The organism is Pantoea sp. DY-5 (assembly GCF_019795955.1).
GTDB lineage: Bacteria > Pseudomonadota > Gammaproteobacteria > Enterobacterales > Enterobacteriaceae > Pantoea > Pantoea leporis.
This window is the reverse complement of the sequence record NZ_JAIMIE010000006.1, coordinates 239,103-260,848: the sequence shown is the minus strand read 5'-3', so window position 1 is coordinate 260,848 and position 21,746 is coordinate 239,103. Positions and strand designations below refer to the sequence as shown.

The window sequence follows — 21,746 nt, the reverse complement described above, 5'->3', positions numbered from 1 at the left end:
ACAGCGGTTACTGAAACAGATCGCCACGATATTTAAACAGCTCCAAATCCGACGCGATGCCGAGTTTTTTCATGCCGGTCTGCTTATGAGCGCTGATGGTTTTGCGGCTGCGATTTAGTTTTGCAGCGATTTCGAACACTTGCATGCCATCAATAAAACAGCGAATCACTTCCGCTTCACGCGCCGTGAGCAATTTACTCAGCTGTGAAACACGCGAAACCTCGTTCGAATCTTCCTGCAAAATAGGACGATCCCGCTTACGGCCTGGCAATTGGCTTAGCTGGCTGGCGATGTCATCCGGCAGCGAGCGCTTGCCAGCAGCAATATTACGGATTGCCGCAAAGTAAGCCGGGGTCTCTTCACGTTTAGTGATGTAGCCTTTAATGCCCAGATGCAGAGCCGCACGAATTACCGCAACACTTTCCATCGACGTTGAGAGCAAAATTTTCAACTGCGGATGATGCATCCGGATGTGTTTAATTAGCGATAAGCCATCTAACTGGTCGTTACCCAGAATGTAATCCAGCACCAATACGTCGGCACTGTTCTGCCCAAGCCAGGCCAACAGCGCTTTGCTGGTGCCAAATGTCGCCAGCATGTTGATATCGGGTTCACGTGTGGCAGCAACTTCGAATGAGAGGCGCATCATGGGATGATCATCCAGCATCACCACCTTAATTTTGTTCGCGTGAAACACGGCCATCTGCCACCTCGGTAACCTGAAACTCATATTGATACGGTTTGGCCCAGCATAGGCATTACCGGGACTTTTCTGAAGCGCTGAATGCTTAGGCGCGCGTAGGAAAATACTTATATTATTTTTCATACACTTACTACTAAAAACCAAGACCTGGCCTGGCTGATTCCATGCAGTATTACGTCAAAATCAAGGTAGAAACATTACCGGTTATGTGACGATGAAAAACGGACTGCTTTTTTACCTCTTGCTTGCTCTCCTGACGCTGGTTTTCATGCCAGGGCTGCCACATGCGCAAGGAAACGTGCTGACGCTGGCCCCGCGCATTGAAGTCAATCCGCCGCCGGTGACCTTTGCCGCGAATGTTCGCGCGTGGCTGCTAACGCATCCCGTGGTGCGCGTCGGCGTCTGGGGCGCGTCACAACCGCCGGTTAGCTTGGGCATGGAGCGTGGACAGTTGGCGGGCATTGACGCAGATTACCTGGCGCTGCTCGAATCGACGCTACAGGTACATTTTGAGCTGACTCACTATCGCAGCCGTGAAGAGGCGATTCGCGCGATGAATCATAAAAAAGTCGACATGCTGGCGATCTGGACACCCGATCTCTCGCCGCACATGTCGGTGCATGCTTCATTGCCATGGCTAAACGACCGAGCGGTGATCGTCACGCGCGCCGGACAGCAAGCGCCGCGCGGTAAGCTGCCGTTACTCATGCTGGATAGTCAAACGCTGCCAGATATCAGTCCTTCGCCGGAAGCGTTTGAAGATTACTATCAGGCGATCAATTCCATCGCCTTTGGTCAATCCGCTGCCGCCGGTTTTAGCCATGCTACCGCCAGCTATCTTCAGCGTAATAATCAACTCGACAATCTGTGGCTGCTGCCGCATCCTTCACTCGGCGAGTTCCGGCTCACTTTTGGCGTGCCGGCTGCCGAACCGCAATTGCTAAGCGCCATCAATAATGTGCTCACTCATCTGCCGCTGGTAAGCCGTTTGCGCATTGCACAAGGCTGGGGCATGGATCGTGAAGCGGTGATCGGTCATCCCGCGTTATCACTCTCGCCGGAAGAGCTGACATGGAGCCAGCAAAATCCGGCCATCACTGTATTGCTCGATGGTCGTCGCGAACCTATCAGTTATATCAGCCAGCAAGGTGAACCCTCTGGACTTGCGGTCGATGTGCTGCGGCACATCAGCGACCGCTTCGGCTTACAGTTCAACTATCAAATGGCTGAAGACGATGCACAGCTGACCGCGCTCTGGGTGAAATATCCGCAGGCGGTGCTGGCCAGCAGCCTAACGATACCGGGGGAACCGGAAGCCGCCGATCTGTCGATGACGCAAAGTGAGCCCTGGCTGGTGACGCCAGCGCTGCTGGTGATGCAACGCAACACCCTTCAGCCTGCTTCACTGCACGAGCTGGAGGGCGAAAGAATTGCTATTCAGCAGAATAATCCGCTGATTCCGTGGCTGGAAACCTGGTATCCCACGTTGCAACTGATCGTCACCGACACGCTCCAGCAGGCGCTGGTGCTGGTCAACAACGGCGAGGCGCACGGCGCGATTGGATCGCAATTCTCGGTACAGTATCAGCTGAAGCGCAACCCATTCCACCGTCTACACCAGTCGCTTTCGCTGCCGGTAAAACCTTACAGCGTGGGCTTTGCCGCTCAACGAGCAGACTCACCTGCTCTCAGTATTCTCAACAAAGCGCTACAACAAACGCCTCCCGATAGGCTGATGAGTATGGCCAGTTCCTGGCGTGACACACTCCTGGCGCCGGATCAGAAATCAGCACGCGCGTTTTCCCCCACCTTAATCGCGATCACCCTGTTGCTGGGGTTACTGTTGTTCCTGTTGGTAGGCTGGTGGATTGGTCGATTGTGCCAGTCGCTAAAGGCCCTGCGTGAACGTCTCAACAGTAATCAAACTTTGATTCGTCAACTGCAGGAAGCCAAAGCAGAAAATGATCGGGTGCTCGCGGCGCGTAACGCGTTTATGAAGAGCATGGGCCACGAAATTCGCACCCCGCTCAACGCCATTACCGGCCTGCTGGAGTTAGAGCTGGAGCGATTACACAGCCAGCATCAGCACAATGAAAATTTGCAAACGGTGTATGAATCCGCCTGCTCGCTGCTCTCCATCACCGGCGATGTGTTTGATATTTTCCGCGCCGAAGCGCGTGATGAACAGAGCCGCATCCGCGTGGTGAACCTGCCTTCATTACTGAGCAGTACGGTGGCGCTATTTCAGCAGCAAGCTGAGGAGAAAGGTTTGCACCTGCATGTTACGCTCGATCCCCTTGCGCCGCGCGTGGAGTTCGATCCGCTGCTGATCATTCGGATCACCTCCAGCCTGTTACGTAATGCCATTCAACACACTCAGCAAGGCGATATCACGGTGACGCTGTGCTGTGAAACGCAGGAACCTAATGGCTATTTACCGCTGGCGATCGCGGTTAGCAATCAGAGCGATGGCTTGCTGGCCGAGCGCTGGGAAAGCTTGCAAGGCGCTGACGATACGCGCGCCTGGGCGGAAACCGGCTTTAGCCTGGCCGCCTGCCAGCGTATGGCGCAGGACGCCGGTGCGCAGCTCAAAGTCAACAGCGTTGCCGGTGAAAGCAACAGCGTAAGCTTGCACTTCTCTGCGGCACCGGTAAACGCATCGCCAGCTGCACCGCGCGCTACGGCACAGCCCACCCTTAAAGTGCTAATTGTTGACGATTATCCCCCCGCTCGCCTGTTACTGAGCCAGCAGTTGCAAAAGGCGGGCTGCGAGGTACTGAGCGCGTTAGATGGCCAGCAAGGTCTGACGCTTTGGCAGCAACATCAGCATGAGATTGGATTAATCATTACCGACTGCACCATGCCGCAGATGGACGGTTTTGCCATGAGCCTTGCGATTCGGCAACAGGAGAAAAACCAGCAGCTGGCAGCAACACCCATCTACGCTTTAACAGCGATGAGCAGTTTTGATGCCGCCGAAGATTGCCGCAACGCAGGCATTGATGGCTGCCTGACCAAGCCGATTACGCCAACAGAGTTACGTGAAATTCTGTCGAATTGTCTGTGCACAAAGGAAACCACAGATTCCGCCCAGCGCGCCGGCTTTTAACCCTTCACTCCTCTTCGGCGATATCACTCAGAACCGCTGCACTCTCCAGCTGCGCCTGATAAGCTGCCAACCGCGTAACCAGCTCACTCAAGCGTGGCTGCAATTCGTCGCTTTGCTGTTGTGGATCGCGGCAGGCAATCTCCAGTTGCAGACAGGCATCAGCCAACCGATGCTGGCGGGCGATACGCACGCTGCCCGCGATGCGATGTACCAGATCGGCAATTTCAGCACGATGGTGTTCGAGGTTGAGCTCGTTTAACTGCGTCAAATCTTCCGCCAGTGTGGCAACCATCAAATCGCGCATGGCCGCTTCCATCTGACGATCGACGTCGCTGCTTTCCGGCGCTGCAGGCACGGTGATATCCGCTGGAGAGGGTTCCGCGCCAATCGCACGCAGTGCCGCCGCCAGGCTGCTGATCGAGCAGGGTTTAAACAGGCAGCTGTTCATGCCGGCATTCAGACAGCGCTCGATCACTTCATGCATCGCATTTGCCGTGAAGCCCATAATCCAGATCGGCTTGCGTCCGAGATCCTCTTCGGATTCACGAATGATCTCGGTCATCTGATAACCGTTGAGCCCCGGCATGTTGCAGTCGGTGATCACCACATCGTAATTGCCACGCTGCCACATCTGCAGCGCTTCGTGACCATCGGCGGCTAAATCTGCATGCTGGCCCAACCAGCTCAACTGTTTCGCCAGCAGAATGCGGTTTGCGGCGTTATCGTCCACCACCAGCACTGAACGAAGCGGCAGTTTTTCGCCCTCTTCGGCTTGGTCTTCCAATGTGATGCTCTGACTCTCCGCCATCGGCAGCATTAAGGTGGCGCGGGCGCAGGTGCCTACGCCTTTTTCGCTGCTCAGCGTGAGCGTACCGCCCATTTTTTCACAGATGGTACGGCTGATATAAAGTCCCAACCCGGTTCCCGCGCGGCGGTTATCGGCCTGGCTGAAGGGTTTAAACAGCGCGGCCTGCTGTTTTTCATCAATGCCAATGCCGCTGTCCTGCACTTCGATGACCAGATAAACGCGGCCTGCGGCGACATCTTTCTGCTGGGTGAGCATCAGCGAGACGCCGCCCTGATCGGTGAATTTGATCGCATTGCTTAACAGATTGGAAAGCACCTGCTTGATGCGTAACGGATCGGCCAGCACCTGCTCGAGCCCTTCTTCAGGGATGTGCTTTGTCAGGGTAATATTTTTGTCGATCGCCAGCCCCTGAAACACCTTCATCAGGTTATCGATCAGCTTGCCGGGATGCACCGCTTCCGGATGATATTCCAGCTGGCCGCCCTCGATGCGCGAGATGTCGAGAATATCGCCAATCAGCCCCACCAGACTTTCTGCCGACTCGTACGCCACTTCCAAAGCCTGCAAATCCTGCTCGCCGCTGCGCCCTTTTTTCAGCGCCATATCCAGCATGCCGATAATCGCATTCATTGGCGTACGGATTTCATGGCTCATGGTCGAGAGGAACACCGATTTAGCGCGGCTGGAATCTTCCGCCCGCTCTTTGGCTTCGCGCAGTTCGGCAAACAGCGCTTCACGCTCGGAGATGTCCATCCAACCGGCGATAACACCGACCACGTTGCCATCGCTGTCGTTAAACGGCTGAATCCACTGATAAACGGTGACGCCAATCGAAGAATCCGGGTTGTCCCACAAGTCGTAACGGCGATCTTCGACGATCGGAACGCCAGTTTTTACCACATCAATCAGCTGATTGTGATAAAACGCCGCCTGCTCTGGCGTGCGTAAGCCGGGATGTTCGGGCATGGTCTTGCCCAACGCCTCTTCATAAATCACACCGGTTTCCACTAAATAGCGCTGGTTGCAGTAGGTTAAACGACCATCTTTGTCGCGCAGTGAAACCGGGAACGGCATGCTGGTCACCAACGCTTGTAACTGTGCCAGCTGAACATTCAGTTCACGCCGCAGCTCGGCTTTCCGGCGGATAATTTGTCGCTGATACAGCGCCCAGCCGATCACCATCAACATGAGCAATACAAAGAAGATGATGCTGGCGATCAGCACCGCCTGATAGCGCTGCCAGAAGCTGTCGTAAACAATCAGGTCGCTGGGCCGCCAGCGGTTAGCCAGCTCCTCAATCTCCACCGGCGGAATGCTCAGCAGCACTTTATCGAGAATGCTGCGCAGTTCGGGATCGGCGCGTCCAACGCCAAACGAAACCCACGCGGGCGAACTGCCAATCGCGCTGACCATCTTTAACTTATTCTGGAAGTGAGTTTTGATCTGATAATCCACCATCACCAGAATATCGACGCCCGCATCGGCCTGGCCTTTTTCCACCTTCGCCATCATTTCTGTGATGTTCTGTACCGGCACAATCTCGATTTCCGGATAACGCGCATGCACCATATTTTCGACGCTGGTGTTGGCGACCATCGCCAGCCGCTTGCCGCGCAGATCGGGCAGCGAATGAATATCGTTGTTACCCACGCGCGTGGTCAGGGCAAAGGTGCTGCGCAGATAAGGTCGGGTAAACAGAATTTGCTGCTCGCGCTGAGCGCTGGGAGTCAGCGAGGCGAACATATCAAAATCGGCGCTGTTGACACGGTTTACCAACTCTTGGGAGGTATCCACGGTTTCAAAACTGAAGCGCAAGCCGGTTTTTAATGTCACCAGCGTGATGAGGTCGCTCACCATGCCACGCAGCGCGCCACTCTGATCGATAATGGTCATCGGCGCGGCTTTGTCCTGGCTGAACATCACCATTTTTATTACCGGATGCGCCATCATCCATTTACGTTCCTCAGCGGTGAAAGGTGGGGTATTCAGCGACTGGTTCATCCCCACCATGTCGGGCTGCCAAATACGCAACAGTTCGTTTTTCTCTTCCTGCGGCACGTTACTGATTGCACGATTCACCAGCGTTTGAAGTTCTGTCGCCTGCTCGGAAAACGCAAAACTGATCATCTTCTGCGGCAGCTGGCTAAAGCGGACCATGCGCAAATTATTTAAAAAGTTACGGCTGAGGGAAAAACTGTTGCCCAGATAGACACGCGCGGTTCCAAAGGAGACGGCGCTCAGCGCATCCTGATAATTTTCATACATGCGGAAATTAGCGTGCGGATAAGCCTGACGCAGCAGGCTTAAAGGCAGATAGGTCTTCACCACGGCAACATCAATATTGTGGAGATCGCCGGGCAAAGGGTCGTTATCGTTGGCGCGCATGCCGAGAACCGGTTGTTCGCTGGCATAAGGATCAGAAAAAAGCAGCGGGCTCTCATCCTGCCGCGCAGTGAGCGACGGCACCAAATCGATCTTGCCACTTTTCAACGCATTGAGTGCTTGCTCCAGCGACGCATATTGCTCAATGTGCAGCGTTAAGCCGAGCTGTTTAGCTACCAGTCCAGCATAGTCGGCGCTCAATCCTTCATATTCGTCCCGCATGTTAGTCATGCCATAAGGCGGTGACTCGCTGGGAAAAATGCCCATTGCTAACTGCTTTTTATCCTGCAGCAGATGACGGTCTTCCGTCGAAAGCACTAGCGGTTTGAGCCCCTCAAATGAGGCGCGAGTCAGTAAATGGAACTCTTTCGCCTGCACAGGAACTCGCGCGGCACAGAGCAATATCAGGAAAATGCAGCAAAGCGTACGCATAGCACCGGCTATTTGATCAGGTTGTTACGACGGGCAAAATCGATTAGATCGATCAGCGACTGCGCATTGAGCTTCTGCTTTAGGCGATGTTTATAAGTGCTGATCGTTTTTTCACTCAGCAGCAATTGTTCGCCAATCTGTTTATTACCCATGCCCTTACCGATGCTGATTAATACGCTCAGTTCACGATCGGAAAGTTGTTCTAACAATCCGGCGTCATCCTGATCGCTGTAGGTTGAATCCAGCGATGAATGTGTTGATTGCGGGAAAAAGCTGTAGCCGCGCATCACCATTTTGATGGCGTCTAATAACTCGCTCATATCATCGGATTTGGTGACAAAGCCATCGGCGCCCGCCTGTTTACAGCGCTGGGCGAAATGACTGCTGGACTGCGACGTCAGCACCAGGATTTTTAGCCGCAGATTCAGGGTGCGCAGCCGCTCCAGCACCTGGAAACCATCAATCTTTGGCAGCCCAATATCCAGCAGCACTAAATCTGGCAAACATTCCCGTGTTTTCTGAATAGCGTCGACACCGTTATTGGTTTCGGCCACCACTTCCATCTCATTGCGTTCCAGCAACATTTTTACGGCAAATCGGATAACCGGATGGTCATCAACAATGATTACTTTTTTCATAGAAATGAGATCCTGATGACTACGCTGAGCGGGTTATCAATGAGTTCCCAGGGCGGATTACACTATCCGGTTTTAACAGAATGGTCTGTAGGAAATTACTTATGCTTCCTATTCCTGACCCTGAGCTTTTCAGCAGTTTTGCGCCAATCCGATCCTACTCGTCCTGCTGTAACAATATAACTTAACAACACATTTTACCAAATTGTAGGACTCAGAGAATTTTTACCCAGCGGGAAGATGGATGTGAGTCGTGGCATAGCTTTTTTCTGATACGCTCGTTGCAGAACGGTGCATAAGGATGAGAGGCGTGACCTGTGAATAAGCAGAACACTATTTTTTCAAAGTAGATAAAAATCTCGCTAACGCTGTTTGTACGAAATGCCTTACATAATTGCGATTCCACTCTGATGGAGTGCCGGTAAAACAATTATTAAAATGACGTCCAATCCCTAACTTTGCCTTTAGCACATTCCACTAAACGCGTGAATTCGAGTTTGTCATGAAGAAAATTATTGTCGCTATATTATTTTCACTGATTAATACCACAAGCCAATTGGCTTGGGCAGATCGCTGTGATTATGATCCCGGTTCTGGCCCGGTAAATTTAACTGTTCCGCTTTCAGTTGCGAATATTTCCGTTGGCGCTGACGTTCCGGTTGGCTCGACAGTGCATACCCTTAAGGTGATAGGCAGTACAGGTAAACAACCTTGGTTAGTTTGTCGTCCTGAAGGAACATCAAATGGGTTCAGTATTGACCAGTATCTTAGCCTGACCAATGCACCGGCATTAGTTCCGGGCTGGACTGGAAATTATGCGGGCGCAGTATTTCAAACAGGTGTTCCCGGTCTTGGTGTCGCCATTGTCAATAATGACGGTACTACCGCCAATCAAGCCATTACCACTTCAGCGGTAAAAAAGTGGACGACGCCTGTGGGAAATACAGCCTATCATTTTTATTATGGTAACTCATTTACTCTTCATTTTATTAAGACCGGCCCAATGAGTGCAGGTACAGTTAATGGTGCACAGTTGCCAACCGTTTTATTGACCACCGGATCTGTTACGCCTGTAGTAAATATTCCTGATACGCCCTATCGACTTAACTTCTCCGGCAGTCTGAATGTGATCGCTGCCAGTTGCACCACACCCGATGTCAACGTCAACATGGGCAAATGGGAAATCAATAGCTGGTTTGGTACAGGCAAAGCCAATGCCACCTCATGGGTGCCATTTGATATTCGATTGACCAACTGCCCAGCATTTCAGGGTAATTATTCCAATCCCAACGCACCGCCTACGTATCATACTGGCAGTGGATTTGCCGCAGGAACCTGGGTGACGAACATTATCAAGATTAGATTCACACCGAGTAATGGGGTCATTGACGCCGCTCAGGGCATTATGAGCCTAGACAACAGTGCTGATTCCGCACAAGGTATAGGTATTCAAATTGCCGACGGAAAGGTTTCACCTGCACCGGTAAATCTCAACCAGACGCTCGATAAAAATATGGCCAGTAACGCGGTGGGGACGGTTTTATTGCCTTTCTCCGCACGCTATATCAAAACAGGCGGCAACGTTTCACCTGGTGTTGCAAATGGTAAAGTGATTTTCAATATAAGCTATTACTGATTAAGCATTGTTAAATGAGCGGGAATAAGGTTGTATACCTTATTCCCATTTTTATATCTGAATCCCATCATGTTAGTAGGAAACGCGCAAACCAACCGTTTTGGTTAGGTCGCAGTCAATCGCGTTCCATTCACCTGCAATACTCAACGATAGGTCGTCGTAATAATTCCTTTCTGCTTTGTATTATCAATCCACACTAACTTCATACTGCCTTGATGACTAGGCAAAGCCTTGAATCGGACATCAGAGTGAATTGCTGAAATACGCGGTTGAGTGGTTCTGGGACAATGGGTCTTAACATTTTTTTGCTGCAAGGTTATCTCGCACGTCTCTTCTTTTAAATAACCCTGAAAATGAAGCGTGCTGCCCGAAGCTGGCACATTGGCTGAATATAAGCTGGTGAGAAAGGCAAACAGGATGGCGTTGCGGGGAGTCATGTTGTGGCCTCTTATCAAGAATGACACCTTAATAATCGGCCAGATTAGGCAAAACTAAAATTTTTAGCGATGTTTAACTGCCCGGCGGAGTTGCTCCACCAGGCACTTATCGTTTAGCTACCACAAACCGCATTAAAGGATTGCAGTGCAGGTTTGCTGTTTTTTGCTTCAGGCATGCGTTTATAGGGTAACTGACACGATTGATTTGCATTATTACCCCAGCGCACCGTCAATGTGCCCTGCTCTTGTTCCACCAAGGCATATGCCTGTCCCGCCTGACCTACAGAACCCACCTGCTTGCCTTTGCTGTCCAGCACATCGGCGCCAAACGGTAAAGGTTTGTCTTGCCAGTTCGCGGAAATCAGTATTGGCAGACCACGGTGCGCCTTGTATTTCACTTTCACCACCGCACCTGAATAAGGTGCGACGCGTGAAGAGGTGTTCTCAAGTTCTACGCCCGCTGACGTGCCTTTGGGATCCACCACGATCTCATTCATCTGATAGGGGTTGAGATAAGGTACCAGCGCATATCCGCTGTTATCGACAAACACGCCCGGATAGGACGACACGCTCGCGCCCTGCGCACCTTTAGCTTCCACCAGTGCATAGGTATCGCCGGTGTACGGGCTCAAGGTTACACCACCGCTGTGTGCCACGATCGTACCGTTGAGTCCTACAGAACCACTCTGGTAACCTTTACCCGTACTCAATGAACCGCTGAGGTTAGTAGCACTGGCGCGATATTGTCCATTGAGCGAGCCGCTGCTGCCATCACCTGCCGCAGCGTGACGCGCCGTTGCGCCATAGCTGAACTGGTTATTATCTCCCGCCGTACCGGCAATCGAGGCGAGTTGCCCCCAACGACCATCATTGTCATGTGAAAGTTCAGTGCGGAATAGCGGCGTATGGCGTTGATTATCACTACCCAGCGGCATACTGAAACTCAGCAAGTAACTGTTTTGTGAACTGCCATAGCTGCTGTAGCTACGGTTGACGGAAATGCCCCATGACACGGAACCGGTGCGATTGTTATAGCCAAGCTGGAACTGTTTTTCGTTACCTTCACGATTCCAGTAATCCTGCACCGAGCCACTGAGGTAGACATTTCCCCATACATCCGGCAGCGTTTGTCCGGCGGTGACCGAGAAACGATTTTTGGCACGATATACGGAATCCAGGCTAGCGCCACGCTGTAGCACATCACGGCTTTGCATCGCTGTCATAAAATCCATATAGCCGGACGTTGAGAAGCGGTAAGCAGCGATTGACAGATTACTGCCGCTTTCCGGCACTGCTTTGCTGTAGCTAATACGGTAACTTTGCCCGGTTATGCTGGCATCTTGCTGCTCATCAACACTGCGCAGATGGGTGCGCGCCTGCGTAATATCAAAAGCAAAAGCACCCAGCGGGGTACCTAACGCCATTCCGCCTTGCAGCGCGTAATAATTCTGGCTCGCCTGCAATCCTGCGTAACCGGTAACATTGTTAGTTAAGCCATATTGCCAGGTGCCCTGATAGAGCGCGACGTCATCACGAATGTAGTCGGCACGCAATTTACCCGCCGTCACGTCATAGCGGGATGTTCCTGGGCGCAGCAATTGCGCTACCGCTGCATAAGGCACGCGGAAACTGCTTTTACTGCCATCCGCTTCGATCACCGTTACCTCGAGATCGCCACCGTAGCCGGTAGGATAAAGATCGTTGATTAGGAACTCGCCCGGCGACACGGTGGTTTCATAAATCACCTGACCTTGCTGACTAACCGTTACGCGTGCGTTGGTGCGCGCGATACCGCGAATTTCCGGCGCATAGCCGCGCTGAGATTCCGGCAACATGCGCTCGTCGCTGGCCAGTTGAACGCCACTGAACGGCAGCGTATCGAAAATCACACCGCTGGTATTTGATTGCCCGACGACAACGCGTCCACGCAATGGCACTACATCATGCTGCACATAGGTATTAAGCGACTGATAACCGCTGCCGCCTTGTTGCTGCCAGTTGTAGTTGCCGTTGTGACGCAGGTACCAACCGCCGATGTTCAACCCTGCGTTCACGCCGCCAAAGAAGGATTTATACACCTGTCCCGCCGAGCGGCTGGTGTAGGCATTGGTCGAGTATCCCAACATGAAGGCCGGGATCCCTTCATCCCATAACGCTGGATCAACGTAATCCTGTGGCACCTTATTCAGATAGATTTGCGGAATGGAGATGTCGAGACGCAACTGGTTGCTGTCGTAGCTCACGCTGGCGTCCGGCAATACAGACGTTAAATCGCTGCAATCCTTTTCACTCGTGAGCAGATCCGCAGCCGACGCTGGCAGCGCCGAGGCATTAAACGGGATCTTTTTCAGCAATGATGAAGGTATGCAGGCGCGAACTTGCTTATCTGCCATCTCGCGGAAGTTGATATCCTGATTGGCAATCAAGTGTTCATTAACGTACACCAACGTGCGATAGGTGCCCGGTGTAGCCGATGCGCCCTGGTTAAAGCGCCTCAGATCGATGGCTCCTCCTTTGCTGACCTGTAAAAAACTGGCGTCAAACTCCGCCTCTTCAGCGGCAAAGGCTTGATGTGCGCCACTTAATAACGCGGTAAACACCGCGCTCGCTAATAAGGTGTAACGCAGTGGCATTGAAGATTCTCTGGTAAAAGTCATAAGCGTGCCTTCCGGCACGTCCTGACATGCCGGCTATAGGAGATAGAGATTCAAGAGAGAAGTTATTTAATGGCAGCGGTAAAAGGCTGAACGGCCCCGAAATCGTTAACGTAGTCGCCGCTGACGTTCGCACCTGCGCTGGCGCTGATTTTGAAAGTCAACGAGGAGAGTGGCGGCACCATTTCACCGTCAATCGTGCGTCCATTCACCGTAACCGTCACTAGCGAGACGTTGTAAGGCGTTGGATTGCTGGCTTTCAGCTGGCCATTACTCACAGACCAATTCAGCGATTTCACCGCTTCATTCGCATCGCCCTTCAGTCCTGCTGGACGATAAAACAGTTTGATACGGGTGCGGAACGCCATCTGTAAGGTATTAAGTTCCGCCTTGTCTTTGGTTTTAGCCGGAATCTCCAGCACGTTTAGCCATGACACTGATTCACGATCGTGGGCAAACGCGCCAGAATTGCTTAAAGACAAACGTAAAGTCTGCCCTTTCCCTGCATCAACACGGTTCACCGGTGGCGTGATGATGTAAGGCGTTTGAATGTTCTCAGGCGTCGCATTGGCATCTCCGTTATCAACCCAGCTTTGGATCAACACGGGTGAAGCTCCCACGTTTTTCAGTTGCACGGAGACTTCTTTGTCATCCTGATGATAAATAACGCGCGTCCCAGTAATGACGATGCTGGCCAAAGCCTGGCTGCTAATTAACGCGGTGCAAAACAGAGCGAAAAAAGGAAGGGTTTTTCTGATGGAGATGTTCATGTGTGAATCCTGAGATGTAAAGGTGGGATTGCTCCCACCTGACAGCGATTACTTGTACATAATCGAGTAAACGACGCTGCTTTTAACCAGACCCGCGGTAGTCGCACCTTCAGCGTAATACTGCACGGCGTACGGCAGAGTTGCGCTGCCACTCGCGACGCTGGCGTAAGTATTTTGGGTGATCTGATTCTGGTTACCCGCCTGAATCACACTTGAGTTAGCGCCATCCAGCAACTGCAAGCTGACGTTAGTTGCGCCACCTGCAGAGGTGTTCTTCAGACGGCCATTAACGGTGTCAACCGTCGCGCCCGCTTCGAAGAACGCTGAAGCAGTTTGCAGCGTGCCAGTACAGTTGGTCAGCGCCATGTTGAAACCAGTACGACCCGCAACTTGAGCAGCGTTTGTCAGCTGATTAGTTGATACCGTTGGCAGCACGACAGTGGCATCTGCCGTCTGGCCGTCAACGATAACGTCACAGGTGCTGGCTGTCAGTTCGCCGTTGAAGGTGATGGTGCCGGTTGACGCAGCTTGAGACGACGCGCTCATCACCAGCAGAGCCAAAGCGGAAGCAGCGAAAATAGATTGAGTAGTTTTGCTCACGAGAATGATTCCCTGTTTGTCGTTTTTACGTGGAGGCTAATCGCTCCGGTCCTCAGACTGAGTACCCTTAAGAAGACCTGGTGTTGCTTAAGGGAAGGTGTCCGTCTGATGGCGTAAAGATTACGGTTTACAGGGGATGTCAGGTATCAGAGCGGAGGCCTACATTTGTCAAGATAGGCTGTAATTCTTGTAGTCCATTTTGTAGGCCGCTGTAGTCCAATGTAAGCATTGATGCGGGCGTCAGGATTTATTGAGCAGAATGCTGCTCGAGGTAATCAGCAATACTGGCATTGATCTCTTCAACTGCTGGAGAGACTTCCGACCACAGATTGGCTAAGAAGATGTTGTCAGGGGGAGATTGCAGGCAGGCTGTTTCTAACTGGCGACAGGCATGTTCAGCGCGACGAGCGCCGGTGATCTGCGCGGCTCCGGCAATACGGTGCACGCTTTTGGCGAGTTCACCCCAATCCGCGCGGGCATAAAGCGCTGCAGCTGCGTTTAAATCCGTGGAATTACTTTTTAGTGTCATGGCAAGCATGGCGCAAAGCAGGGATTCATCGTGGCCAGTTAACGTGCGCAGGCGCTCCAGGCTAAGTAGTGAATCTAAGGGTTTTGCAGATTTAGCCAAGAGAGCCTCTTTCTGTGCAACACAGCACACTAATCGAGATGATGACGACGCGCGAAATCGATTAATTCGAGTGTTGAACTCAGCGCCAGTTTGGTCAGGATGCGGGTTTTGTAAGTACTGACAGTTTTGTTGCTGATGTGCATGATCTCAGAGATATCGATCACTTTCATACCGCGCGCCAGATGCTGCAGAACCTGAAATTCGCGGCTTGAGAGATTTTTAATCGCATCCACTTCCGCTTCGGGCATTTTATTGGTGCCCTTATTATCGCGGCGCTTCAGCGGGAAGTAGCCGTAACCGCGCATCACGGCGCGCACCGCATCACCCAGCTCTTCCAGATTATTACGCTTACCGACAAAACCATCGGCCCCGGTGCTCATACAGCGACTCAAATAGTGGTCATCATCGCGAGCGGTTAACACCAGAATGCCACCGCGATATTCCACTGCGCGCAATTTCACGATCAGCTCAATGCCGCTTAGTCCAGGAATATCGAGGTCAAGCACGATGAGATCGGGATGATGTTCGTTGATCATTTTCAACGCCTGGTGGCCCTCTTCCGCTTCGGCTACCACCGTATGCCCATCTTTTTCCAGTAAAAAACGAACCGCAAGACGTGCGACTGGATGATCATCAATTATCAAAATACTCGCCATCTTCACCTCTTCTACGACGACAGGAGTTGTCCCAAGTAGTTTAAAATAACTTACCAATAAAACAATCAGATAAGCGGTGCGATATTCCCAACTCCGGGGAAATGTCCTACAAAATTGGCGAAATGGATGACAAGCCAAATTTGCAAAAGTAAAACGATCGGTTTACTTTTTAAGGATGAAAAAGAAACTCGATATCATCAATGCCGCTGAGCGGCTGTTCTATCTCAACGGCTTTCACGCCATCAGCACCGATCGCATTTGCAGCGAGGCGAATGTCTCGACGCGCACCTTGTATCGCTATTTCCCCTCGCGTGAAGCGCTAACGGCCGCAGTGCTGGAGGCGCGACAAGATCGTTTCTTCGCCGCGTTGCAATCGCCGGACCATCCGCAAGCGGTCAGCCACATGTTCGATGCGATGGCCGACTGGATGCAGCAATATGGCAATAATGGCTGCTTGTTTCTCAAGGCATGGGGCGAATACGCCGGAGAAGATGCCGCGCTAGCCGAACAGGCGCTGGCTTATCGCCACAAGATGCGCGATTACATTGCACGCGCCATTCAGCAGGCGCTCGGCAAGCAGCATGTCGCGCTAGCGGATGCGGTTTGGCTGCTGTTTGAAGGTGTGCTGACTTCCGCGCTGATCATCGGCGCGGCGCAGGCGTGCGAAGCCGGTAAAAACGCCGCGCTGCAGCTTATCGCGTTCAGTGAACAGACATGAAGGGTACGGCGCTCGGCATCACCGGATTTGCACTTATCGCGGTGACCTACGGTATGGCGCGTTTCGCCTGGGGCTTGATGATGCCCGAGGTGATGCACGACATCCCCTTTACCCGGCGCGTTTCTGGCGTGCTTTCGGCCTGTAGCTTTGCCGCTTACTGTGTGGCGGTGTTGATCGCGCCGATGATGACCGCCCGCGCCGGGCCGCGATTTCCTGCAGCGGTTGCCGCGCTGTGTGCCGCGTTGGGTTTGTTGATCATCGCGAGCGCGGTATCGCCGTGGATGCTCGGCGTCGGATTGTTTATCGCCGGCATGAGCGCCGGTCTCGCCTCGCCTGCGTTAGCGAGCGCAGTCAGCCAGCGTATTGAGGCTGAGCAACAGCCGCCGATGAACACGGTTATCAATGCCGGAACCAGCATGGGCATTATGTTGTCAGTGCCAATTTTGTACTGGCTGCCCGGCGGTTGGCGCATCGCCTGTACGGTTTTTGCCGCGCTGGCGATGATCTGCCTGGTGCCGATTTGGCGCCAGCTACCCAATCACAATGAAAACGCTCAACGTGAATCCTGGTTAAGCCACCTGCGGCAGCGCTCGCTGCAGCGCCTTATCTTCATTGCACTGTTCAGCGGCGTCGCCAGCGCGGCTTGGTGGAGCTTCGGCCCGGATCTGCTGCATCACATTCAGGTCAGCGACCGCATGGTTAGCCTGTTGTGGCTCATCGCTGGCGCAGCAGGCATTATCGGCGCGCTCACCGGCCCGATGGCGAAATGGATGGGGATGAAGCGGGTTTATTGGCTGTCGCAATGCTGCCTTGCCGTGCCCTTATTGCTACTGGCGTTCAGCCATCACTATTCAGCCTGGCTGTTTCCCGCCGTGGCGCTGGGTGGCGCGGCGTATGTTACGCTCTCGGGCGTGTTGCTGGTGTGGGGCGCAGAAGCAACCAACAATGCCCCCGCCGTTGGCGTAGGCATCTTGTTCTTTATGTTGGCTGCGGGTCAGGTGATGGGATCGCTGCTGTTTGGACAACTCTTTATGCTGGCAGGCGCGCCAACCGCATTAACGCTGTTTGCCGCGCTGCCGTTGCTAATGATGTTTGTTATTCGTCGTTAAACGGATCTTTTTTGTCGTCTTCACTGTCATCGCGCGTTCTGGGGATCTCACCGTGTTCGCTGGGATTGTCCTTGGCGGGATGCTTTTCATCATTCACGTCGCGTTTATCTTTAGGGTGATTGCTCATCTGAAGCTCCTTTATTGATCACCCATTAAGTGTAGTTGATGGGGCGAGGAGTTCGCCCCATACGCTTACTGCAACGCTTTCAGAATCTGCATCGCGGCTTTAACCCGCTCGGTATTGGGATAATTTTTGTTCGCCAATATCACAATGCCAACCTGTTTCTCCGGGATGAAGGCGACATAAGCACCGAAGCCACCGGTTGCGCCAGTCTTATGCACCCACGACGCGCTGACACGCGGATGTGATTCGGCATCCCGCACCGGCTGCGGCCCAAGCGCCACCTTGTTATCCGCGCCCTTCACCGCCATCTCCGCCTGAGCGGGCCAATCCAGCATCTCCCACCCCAAACCTTGATAGAGCGCATCGGTGCGATAGAAACGCGTTTGCGCGAAATCCAGCGCCTGCTGCAGCGGCTTATCGTTAACCTGCTGCGGATCCATATTGGCCTGCATCCAGCGCGCCATATCTTTAATCGACGACTTCACGCCATAGGCTTCAGCATCTAGCATGCCCGGCGACACGCGCACCGGTTTGCCTTCGCGGTAGCCCCATGCGTAAGCATTTTTCGCGGCGTCAGGCACGGTGATAAAGGTGTGCTTGAGCTGCAATGGCGTGAATACGCGCTGCTGCATTGCCTGTTCAAAAGTCAGCCCGCTGGGTTTCGTCGCCAGCCAGCCAAATAAGCCGATGCTGCTGTTGGCATATTGACGCGTGTTGCCCGGCGCCCACTGCGGTTGCCACTGTTGATAGAAGTTCGCCAGCGCCTTTTCTTCGGTCACGGCATCGGGCACCTGCAGCGGCAAGCCGCCAGCGGTGTAAGTCGCCAGCTGCAGCAGCGTGATGTCGCGCCACTGCGGCGTGTTCAGTGCCGGCCAATATTTGCTGGCAGCATCGCTCAGCGCGATCTCGCCTTTATTCACCGCAACGCCACTCAGCACGCCGGTGAAGGTTTTACTCACCGAACCCAGCTCAAACAGCGTGTCTTGGGTGACCGGGCGCTGCTGTTTGACATCCGCCATGCCCCAGGTGAAATAGTGAGGCTGGCCTTTAACCACCACCGCCACCGCCATGCCGGGAATCGATTGCTGCTGCATTAGCGGTTTGATCGCCTGATCAATGGTTGCCTGCACATCCGCCTTCGCGGCGAACGCCATGGAGCACGCCGAGGTCAGTGCTGTAGCTATCAATGTTTGAGAAATCAATTTCACTGTTATTAACCTTCCGGGTTGTTGTTCCGCGGGCAGTTTGCCTAATTTGACAGGGTGCAACAAACTGTTAATTTTAGCGTCAGACAATAGAAAATCTTACAGGTAAGCGCATGACTCGCCCCTATATTCCCCTTAACGCCCTCAGAGCTTTCGAAGCCGCCGCACGTCATCTAAGTTTTACTAATGCGGCGATTGAGCTGCACGTAACCCATGCCGCCGTGAGCCAGCAGGTAAAATCGCTGGAGCAGCAGCTCGGCTGCCAGCTGTTTGTGCGGGTATCGCGCGGATTGATGCTGACCACAGAAGGTGAAAGCCTGTTGCCAGTGCTCAACGACTCTTTCGATCGGATTGCCGATACGCTGGATCGTTTCTCATCCGGACAGATGCGCGAGAAATTGAAAGTCGGCGTGGTGGGAAGCTTTGCCACCGGTTTGCTGTTGCCGCGATTAGAGGATTTTAACCGCGGCTATCCGCACATTGAGCTGCAACTCTCCACCCACAACAATCGCGTCGATCCGGCTGCCGAAGGCCACGATTACACTATTCGCTTTGGTAGCGGCGCCTGGCACGGCACCGAGGCGCAGTTTATTTGTCCTGCCCCGCTATCGCCGCTGTGTAATCCGGCCATTGCCCGGCAGTTGCAGCAGCCTGCAGACGTGCACAAATTTACCCTGCTGCGCTCGTTCCGGCGTGATGAGTGGAGCCAATGGCTGCAAAGCATTAACGAACATGCGCCATCGCCTGCGCATCCGGTGATGATATTTGACTCATCCCTGACGATGATTGAAGCGGCATTGTTGGGTGCGGGGATTGCGCTGGCACCGGTGAGGATTTTCGATCACCTGCTGCAAAGCGAGAAGCTGGTGCGCCCTTTTCCTGCTGAAATCGATCTCGGCGGCTACTGGTTAACGCGTTTGCAATCGAGGCCAGAAGGCGCCGCGATGACGGCGTTTTCGGGTTGGTTGATGAATACCTTTTTGCCCGGTGCGTATTAATTAAACGAACACGTGATTTGTAGCGCGAATGCGCAGGCCGGAGTCACTTTTGGTCCGGTGGTCCTCGCGCCGCAGCAGATGCGTCAGCGCCCGCACGTAAGCCATGCATTAAGCTATCTGTTTCGCCTTCGCCAGCGTGCGCGCAAGAATTGAAGAGTACAGCGGTTTGCCGCCGAAGAACTGCGCAGCCAACGTCGCGCCGAGGCAGGTAATGATCATCGGCAAAATCAGCTGATAATTGTTGGTCATCTCCAGCACCAGCACAATGCCGGTCAGCGGCGCGCGCACCGAGGCCGCAAACAGCGCGCCCATACCGGCCACGGCAAAGGTTGCCGGCTCCAGATGTAAACCCGGCAGCCATTGCATGCAGAGCTGTCCGAAGCAGGTACCGAGTAGCGTGCCTAGCGTCAGCATCGGGGCGAAAATACCGCCTGGCGCGCCAGAGGAGAAACAGCAGATGGTAATGATTGTGCGCAGTGCGAAGAGCAGAAACAGTGCCAGCGCGCTGTAACCGCCGCTGGAGAAATCAGGAATTAAGGCAATCCCGCCATTGATGGCTTGTGGCAGCAACAGACCAATCACGCCGCACACGCCAGCCAGTAAACTTCCCCACATCACCCACGGCGCTATGCGACCCTGGTGCAAACGCTGAAACTGTTCCTGCGCGAGGAAAATGAAGCGGTTAAACGCCACGCCGCAGCCACCAAATAACACGCCTAACAGCAGATAAAGCCACAGCGTATTGGTTGGCGCATCCTGCAGTTGACCTATATTGATGATCGCCTCATTACCATTGCACACGCGGAAAACAATGCTGGAAACGATGACGCCAACAAACACCGCTTTGATGGAAATCAGGCTGTAGCGAAACTGCGGACGCATCTCTTCGATAATAAACAGAATGCCGGCAAGCGGCGCGTTGAAAGCGGCCGACAAACCCGCGGCAGCGCCGGTTGCCAGCAATGTGTGGCGAGACTCAGAAGATTTTACGCGGAACAGATCAACACACATGCCGCCGATATTGCCGCCCAGCTGCACGGTCGGTCCTTCACGACCCAGCACCATGCCTGAACCCAACGCGCCCATGCCACCAATGAATTTCACCGGCAGCACGCGCCACCAACGCACCGGACGCAGTTCCTCCAGCGCGCCTTCAATTTCGGGAATGCCCGATCCGCCCGCTTCCGGCGCGTAACGTCGCACCAGAAAATAGCCGATTGCGCCCAATAATGCCGAAAGCAGAAATGCACCGATTATTTTCACCAGCAGATTGTCACCGGCATCCGCGAGCCAGCTCAATCGCGTCTGCACCACAAAATTCACGGCTTTATCAAAGGCTACGCCAACCAGGCCGGTTAACACACCGACCAGCGCGGCCAGCAGCAACAGTGCGACGGGCGTTTTGTCGCGGCGTAATAGTTTCTGCATCAGCATGAAGCGCCCGGCACGTAAAATCGTTTTGGGCTCTGCGGAGTGATGATTAGCAGGCATGCAAATCCCTCTGTTTTCAGAACAGTGTTCAAACGTTAGTTTGAGAAAAGAGGGATTATCATACTGAGAATGAAGTGATTTTTAACCCAGGAATTCGCAAGCGGATTTTTCAGGTTGGAAGAGGCTGGCTGCATTAGCCTCCTCCACGGGGAATTAGTCCTGCTCTTCAGCAATCAGCGTCAGTTTTTCGTCGGTGGCTTTTTCTTCTTCCAGCGTTTCACCCAACAACTTCGCGGCATCCTGATAATCCAGTTTCAGGGCTAACGCACGCAAAGTACCGTAGGTGGCGATCTCATAGTGCTCAACCTTCTGCGCGGCACCGATCAGTCCCGCATCGCAAACTGGCCCTTTCTCCACTTCATCGATAATTTCCTGCGCCTCTTCAGCAAGACCTTCCAGCGCATGACATTTCATCCGTTTAATCTGCACGCCTTCTGTGAGCTCAACCAGTTGATCAATACGTTCAATTTGTCCGCGCGTTTCTTCGAGGTGCTGTTTAAAAGCTGCGACCAGATTAGGATCGGAGGCGGCGCGAATCATTTTTGGTAACGCTTTAGTAATCTGTTTTTCTGCGCTGTAAATATCAGAGAGATCATGCACAAACAGATCTTGAAGTGTTTTAATCGTCATAATAATGCCTTTTAGTAGAAG

18 protein-coding genes are annotated in these 21,746 nt (G+C 53.2%); 5 read left to right on the top strand and 13 right to left on the bottom strand.

All coding sequences use genetic code 11. The features are described 5' to 3' along the window. Positions 1–7: 7 nt before the first annotated feature. On the bottom strand, positions 8–703 hold the full coding sequence (locus K5Y30_RS19720) for a response regulator transcription factor (RefSeq protein WP_222183334.1): 696 nt from the start codon (positions 701–703) through the stop codon (positions 8–10). Between the two features lie 268 nt (positions 704–971). On the opposite strand from K5Y30_RS19720, the gene K5Y30_RS19715 reads away from it, so the two are divergent. Beyond that, positions 972–3,812 (top strand): transporter substrate-binding domain-containing protein, encoded by a 2,841-nt coding sequence (locus tag K5Y30_RS19715; protein WP_222213005.1) that lies wholly within the window; start codon positions 972–974, stop codon positions 3,810–3,812. Positions 3,813–3,816: 4 nt separating this feature from the next. Here K5Y30_RS19715 and K5Y30_RS19710 read toward each other — a convergent pair whose 3' ends face one another. Further along, positions 3,817–7,320, bottom strand: coding sequence for a transporter substrate-binding domain-containing protein (locus K5Y30_RS19710; protein WP_370634228.1), 3,504 nt, complete (start codon positions 7,318–7,320; stop codon positions 3,817–3,819). A 122-nt stretch (positions 7,321–7,442) separates the two neighbouring features. Then, on the bottom strand, positions 7,443–8,072 hold the full coding sequence (locus tag K5Y30_RS19705; RefSeq protein WP_222183339.1) for a response regulator transcription factor: 630 nt from the start codon (positions 8,070–8,072) through the stop codon (positions 7,443–7,445). A 499-nt stretch (positions 8,073–8,571) separates the two neighbouring features. Between K5Y30_RS19705 and K5Y30_RS19700 the strand changes: the two genes are divergently transcribed. Further along, positions 8,572–9,705, top strand: a complete 1,134-nt coding sequence (locus tag K5Y30_RS19700) for a fimbrial protein (RefSeq protein WP_222213002.1) — start codon at positions 8,572–8,574, stop codon at positions 9,703–9,705. A 143-nt stretch (positions 9,706–9,848) separates the two neighbouring features. On the opposite strand, the gene K5Y30_RS19695 is transcribed toward K5Y30_RS19700, so the two are convergent. The 6 genes from K5Y30_RS19695 to K5Y30_RS19670 all read right to left on the bottom strand — a co-directional run bounded on the left by K5Y30_RS19695 (position 9,849) and on the right by K5Y30_RS19670 (position 15,450). Further along, positions 9,849–10,142, bottom strand: a complete 294-nt coding sequence (locus K5Y30_RS19695; protein WP_222183344.1) for a hypothetical protein — start codon at positions 10,140–10,142, stop codon at positions 9,849–9,851. A gap of 113 nt (positions 10,143–10,255) precedes the next feature. Continuing rightward, positions 10,256–12,799, bottom strand: coding sequence for a fimbria/pilus outer membrane usher protein (locus tag K5Y30_RS19690; protein ID WP_222213000.1), 2,544 nt, complete (start codon positions 12,797–12,799; stop codon positions 10,256–10,258). Between the two features lie 62 nt (positions 12,800–12,861). Continuing rightward, positions 12,862–13,566, bottom strand: coding sequence for a molecular chaperone (locus K5Y30_RS19685; RefSeq protein WP_192234836.1), 705 nt, complete (start codon positions 13,564–13,566; stop codon positions 12,862–12,864). Positions 13,567–13,614: 48 nt separating this feature from the next. Then, a complete protein-coding gene (locus tag K5Y30_RS19680; RefSeq protein WP_222184275.1) occupies positions 13,615–14,112 on the bottom strand; it encodes a fimbrial protein in 498 nt (165 codons plus the stop codon). A gap of 301 nt (positions 14,113–14,413) precedes the next feature. Next, a complete protein-coding gene (locus K5Y30_RS19675; RefSeq protein ID WP_222212998.1) occupies positions 14,414–14,794 on the bottom strand; it encodes an Hpt domain-containing protein in 381 nt (126 codons plus the stop codon). 29 nt (positions 14,795–14,823) lie between these two features. Next, positions 14,824–15,450, bottom strand: a complete 627-nt coding sequence (locus tag K5Y30_RS19670) for a response regulator (protein WP_222212996.1) — start codon at positions 15,448–15,450, stop codon at positions 14,824–14,826. Between the two features lie 175 nt (positions 15,451–15,625). Between K5Y30_RS19670 and K5Y30_RS19665 the strand changes: the two genes are divergently transcribed. Both K5Y30_RS19665 and K5Y30_RS19660 read left to right on the top strand, forming a co-directional pair. Then, entirely contained in the window at positions 15,626–16,168 is a 543-nt protein-coding gene (locus K5Y30_RS19665; RefSeq protein ID WP_137387367.1) for a TetR/AcrR family transcriptional regulator, read from the top strand. Next, positions 16,165–17,277, top strand: coding sequence for an MFS transporter (locus K5Y30_RS19660; RefSeq protein WP_222212994.1), 1,113 nt, complete (start codon positions 16,165–16,167; stop codon positions 17,275–17,277). The genes K5Y30_RS19665 and K5Y30_RS19660 overlap by 4 nt, the downstream gene beginning before the upstream one ends. Here K5Y30_RS19660 and K5Y30_RS19655 read toward each other — a convergent pair. Together K5Y30_RS19655 and blaPSZ are read right to left on the bottom strand one after the other, a co-directional pair. Beyond that, on the bottom strand, positions 17,264–17,404 hold the full coding sequence (locus K5Y30_RS19655; RefSeq protein ID WP_167391175.1) for a hypothetical protein: 141 nt from the start codon (positions 17,402–17,404) through the stop codon (positions 17,264–17,266). The two genes, K5Y30_RS19660 and K5Y30_RS19655, sit on opposite strands and share 14 nt — an antisense overlap. Before the next feature lie 65 nt (positions 17,405–17,469). Next, positions 17,470–18,603: a PSZ family class C beta-lactamase gene (blaPSZ, locus tag K5Y30_RS19650; RefSeq protein ID WP_137387448.1), complete on the bottom strand. Its 1,134-nt coding sequence runs from the start codon at positions 18,601–18,603 to the stop codon at positions 17,470–17,472. Positions 18,604–18,719: 116 nt separating this feature from the next. Here blaPSZ and ampR point away from each other — a divergent pair, with 116 nt between their 5' ends. Continuing rightward, complete coding sequence (ampR, locus tag K5Y30_RS19645; RefSeq protein WP_222212992.1) at positions 18,720–19,604, top strand: LysR family transcriptional regulator AmpR; 885 nt, start codon at positions 18,720–18,722, stop codon at positions 19,602–19,604. A gap of 108 nt (positions 19,605–19,712) precedes the next feature. Here the strand turns inward: ampR and clcA are convergent, their stop codons facing one another. Together clcA and K5Y30_RS19635 are read right to left on the bottom strand one after the other, a co-directional pair. Beyond that, complete coding sequence (clcA, locus tag K5Y30_RS19640) at positions 19,713–21,038, bottom strand: H(+)/Cl(-) exchange transporter ClcA (protein WP_370634227.1); 1,326 nt, start codon at positions 21,036–21,038, stop codon at positions 19,713–19,715. Positions 21,039–21,248: 210 nt separating this feature from the next. After that, a complete protein-coding gene (locus K5Y30_RS19635; protein ID WP_222183357.1) occupies positions 21,249–21,725 on the bottom strand; it encodes a ferritin-like domain-containing protein in 477 nt (158 codons plus the stop codon). Positions 21,726–21,746: the final 21 nt, after the last annotated feature.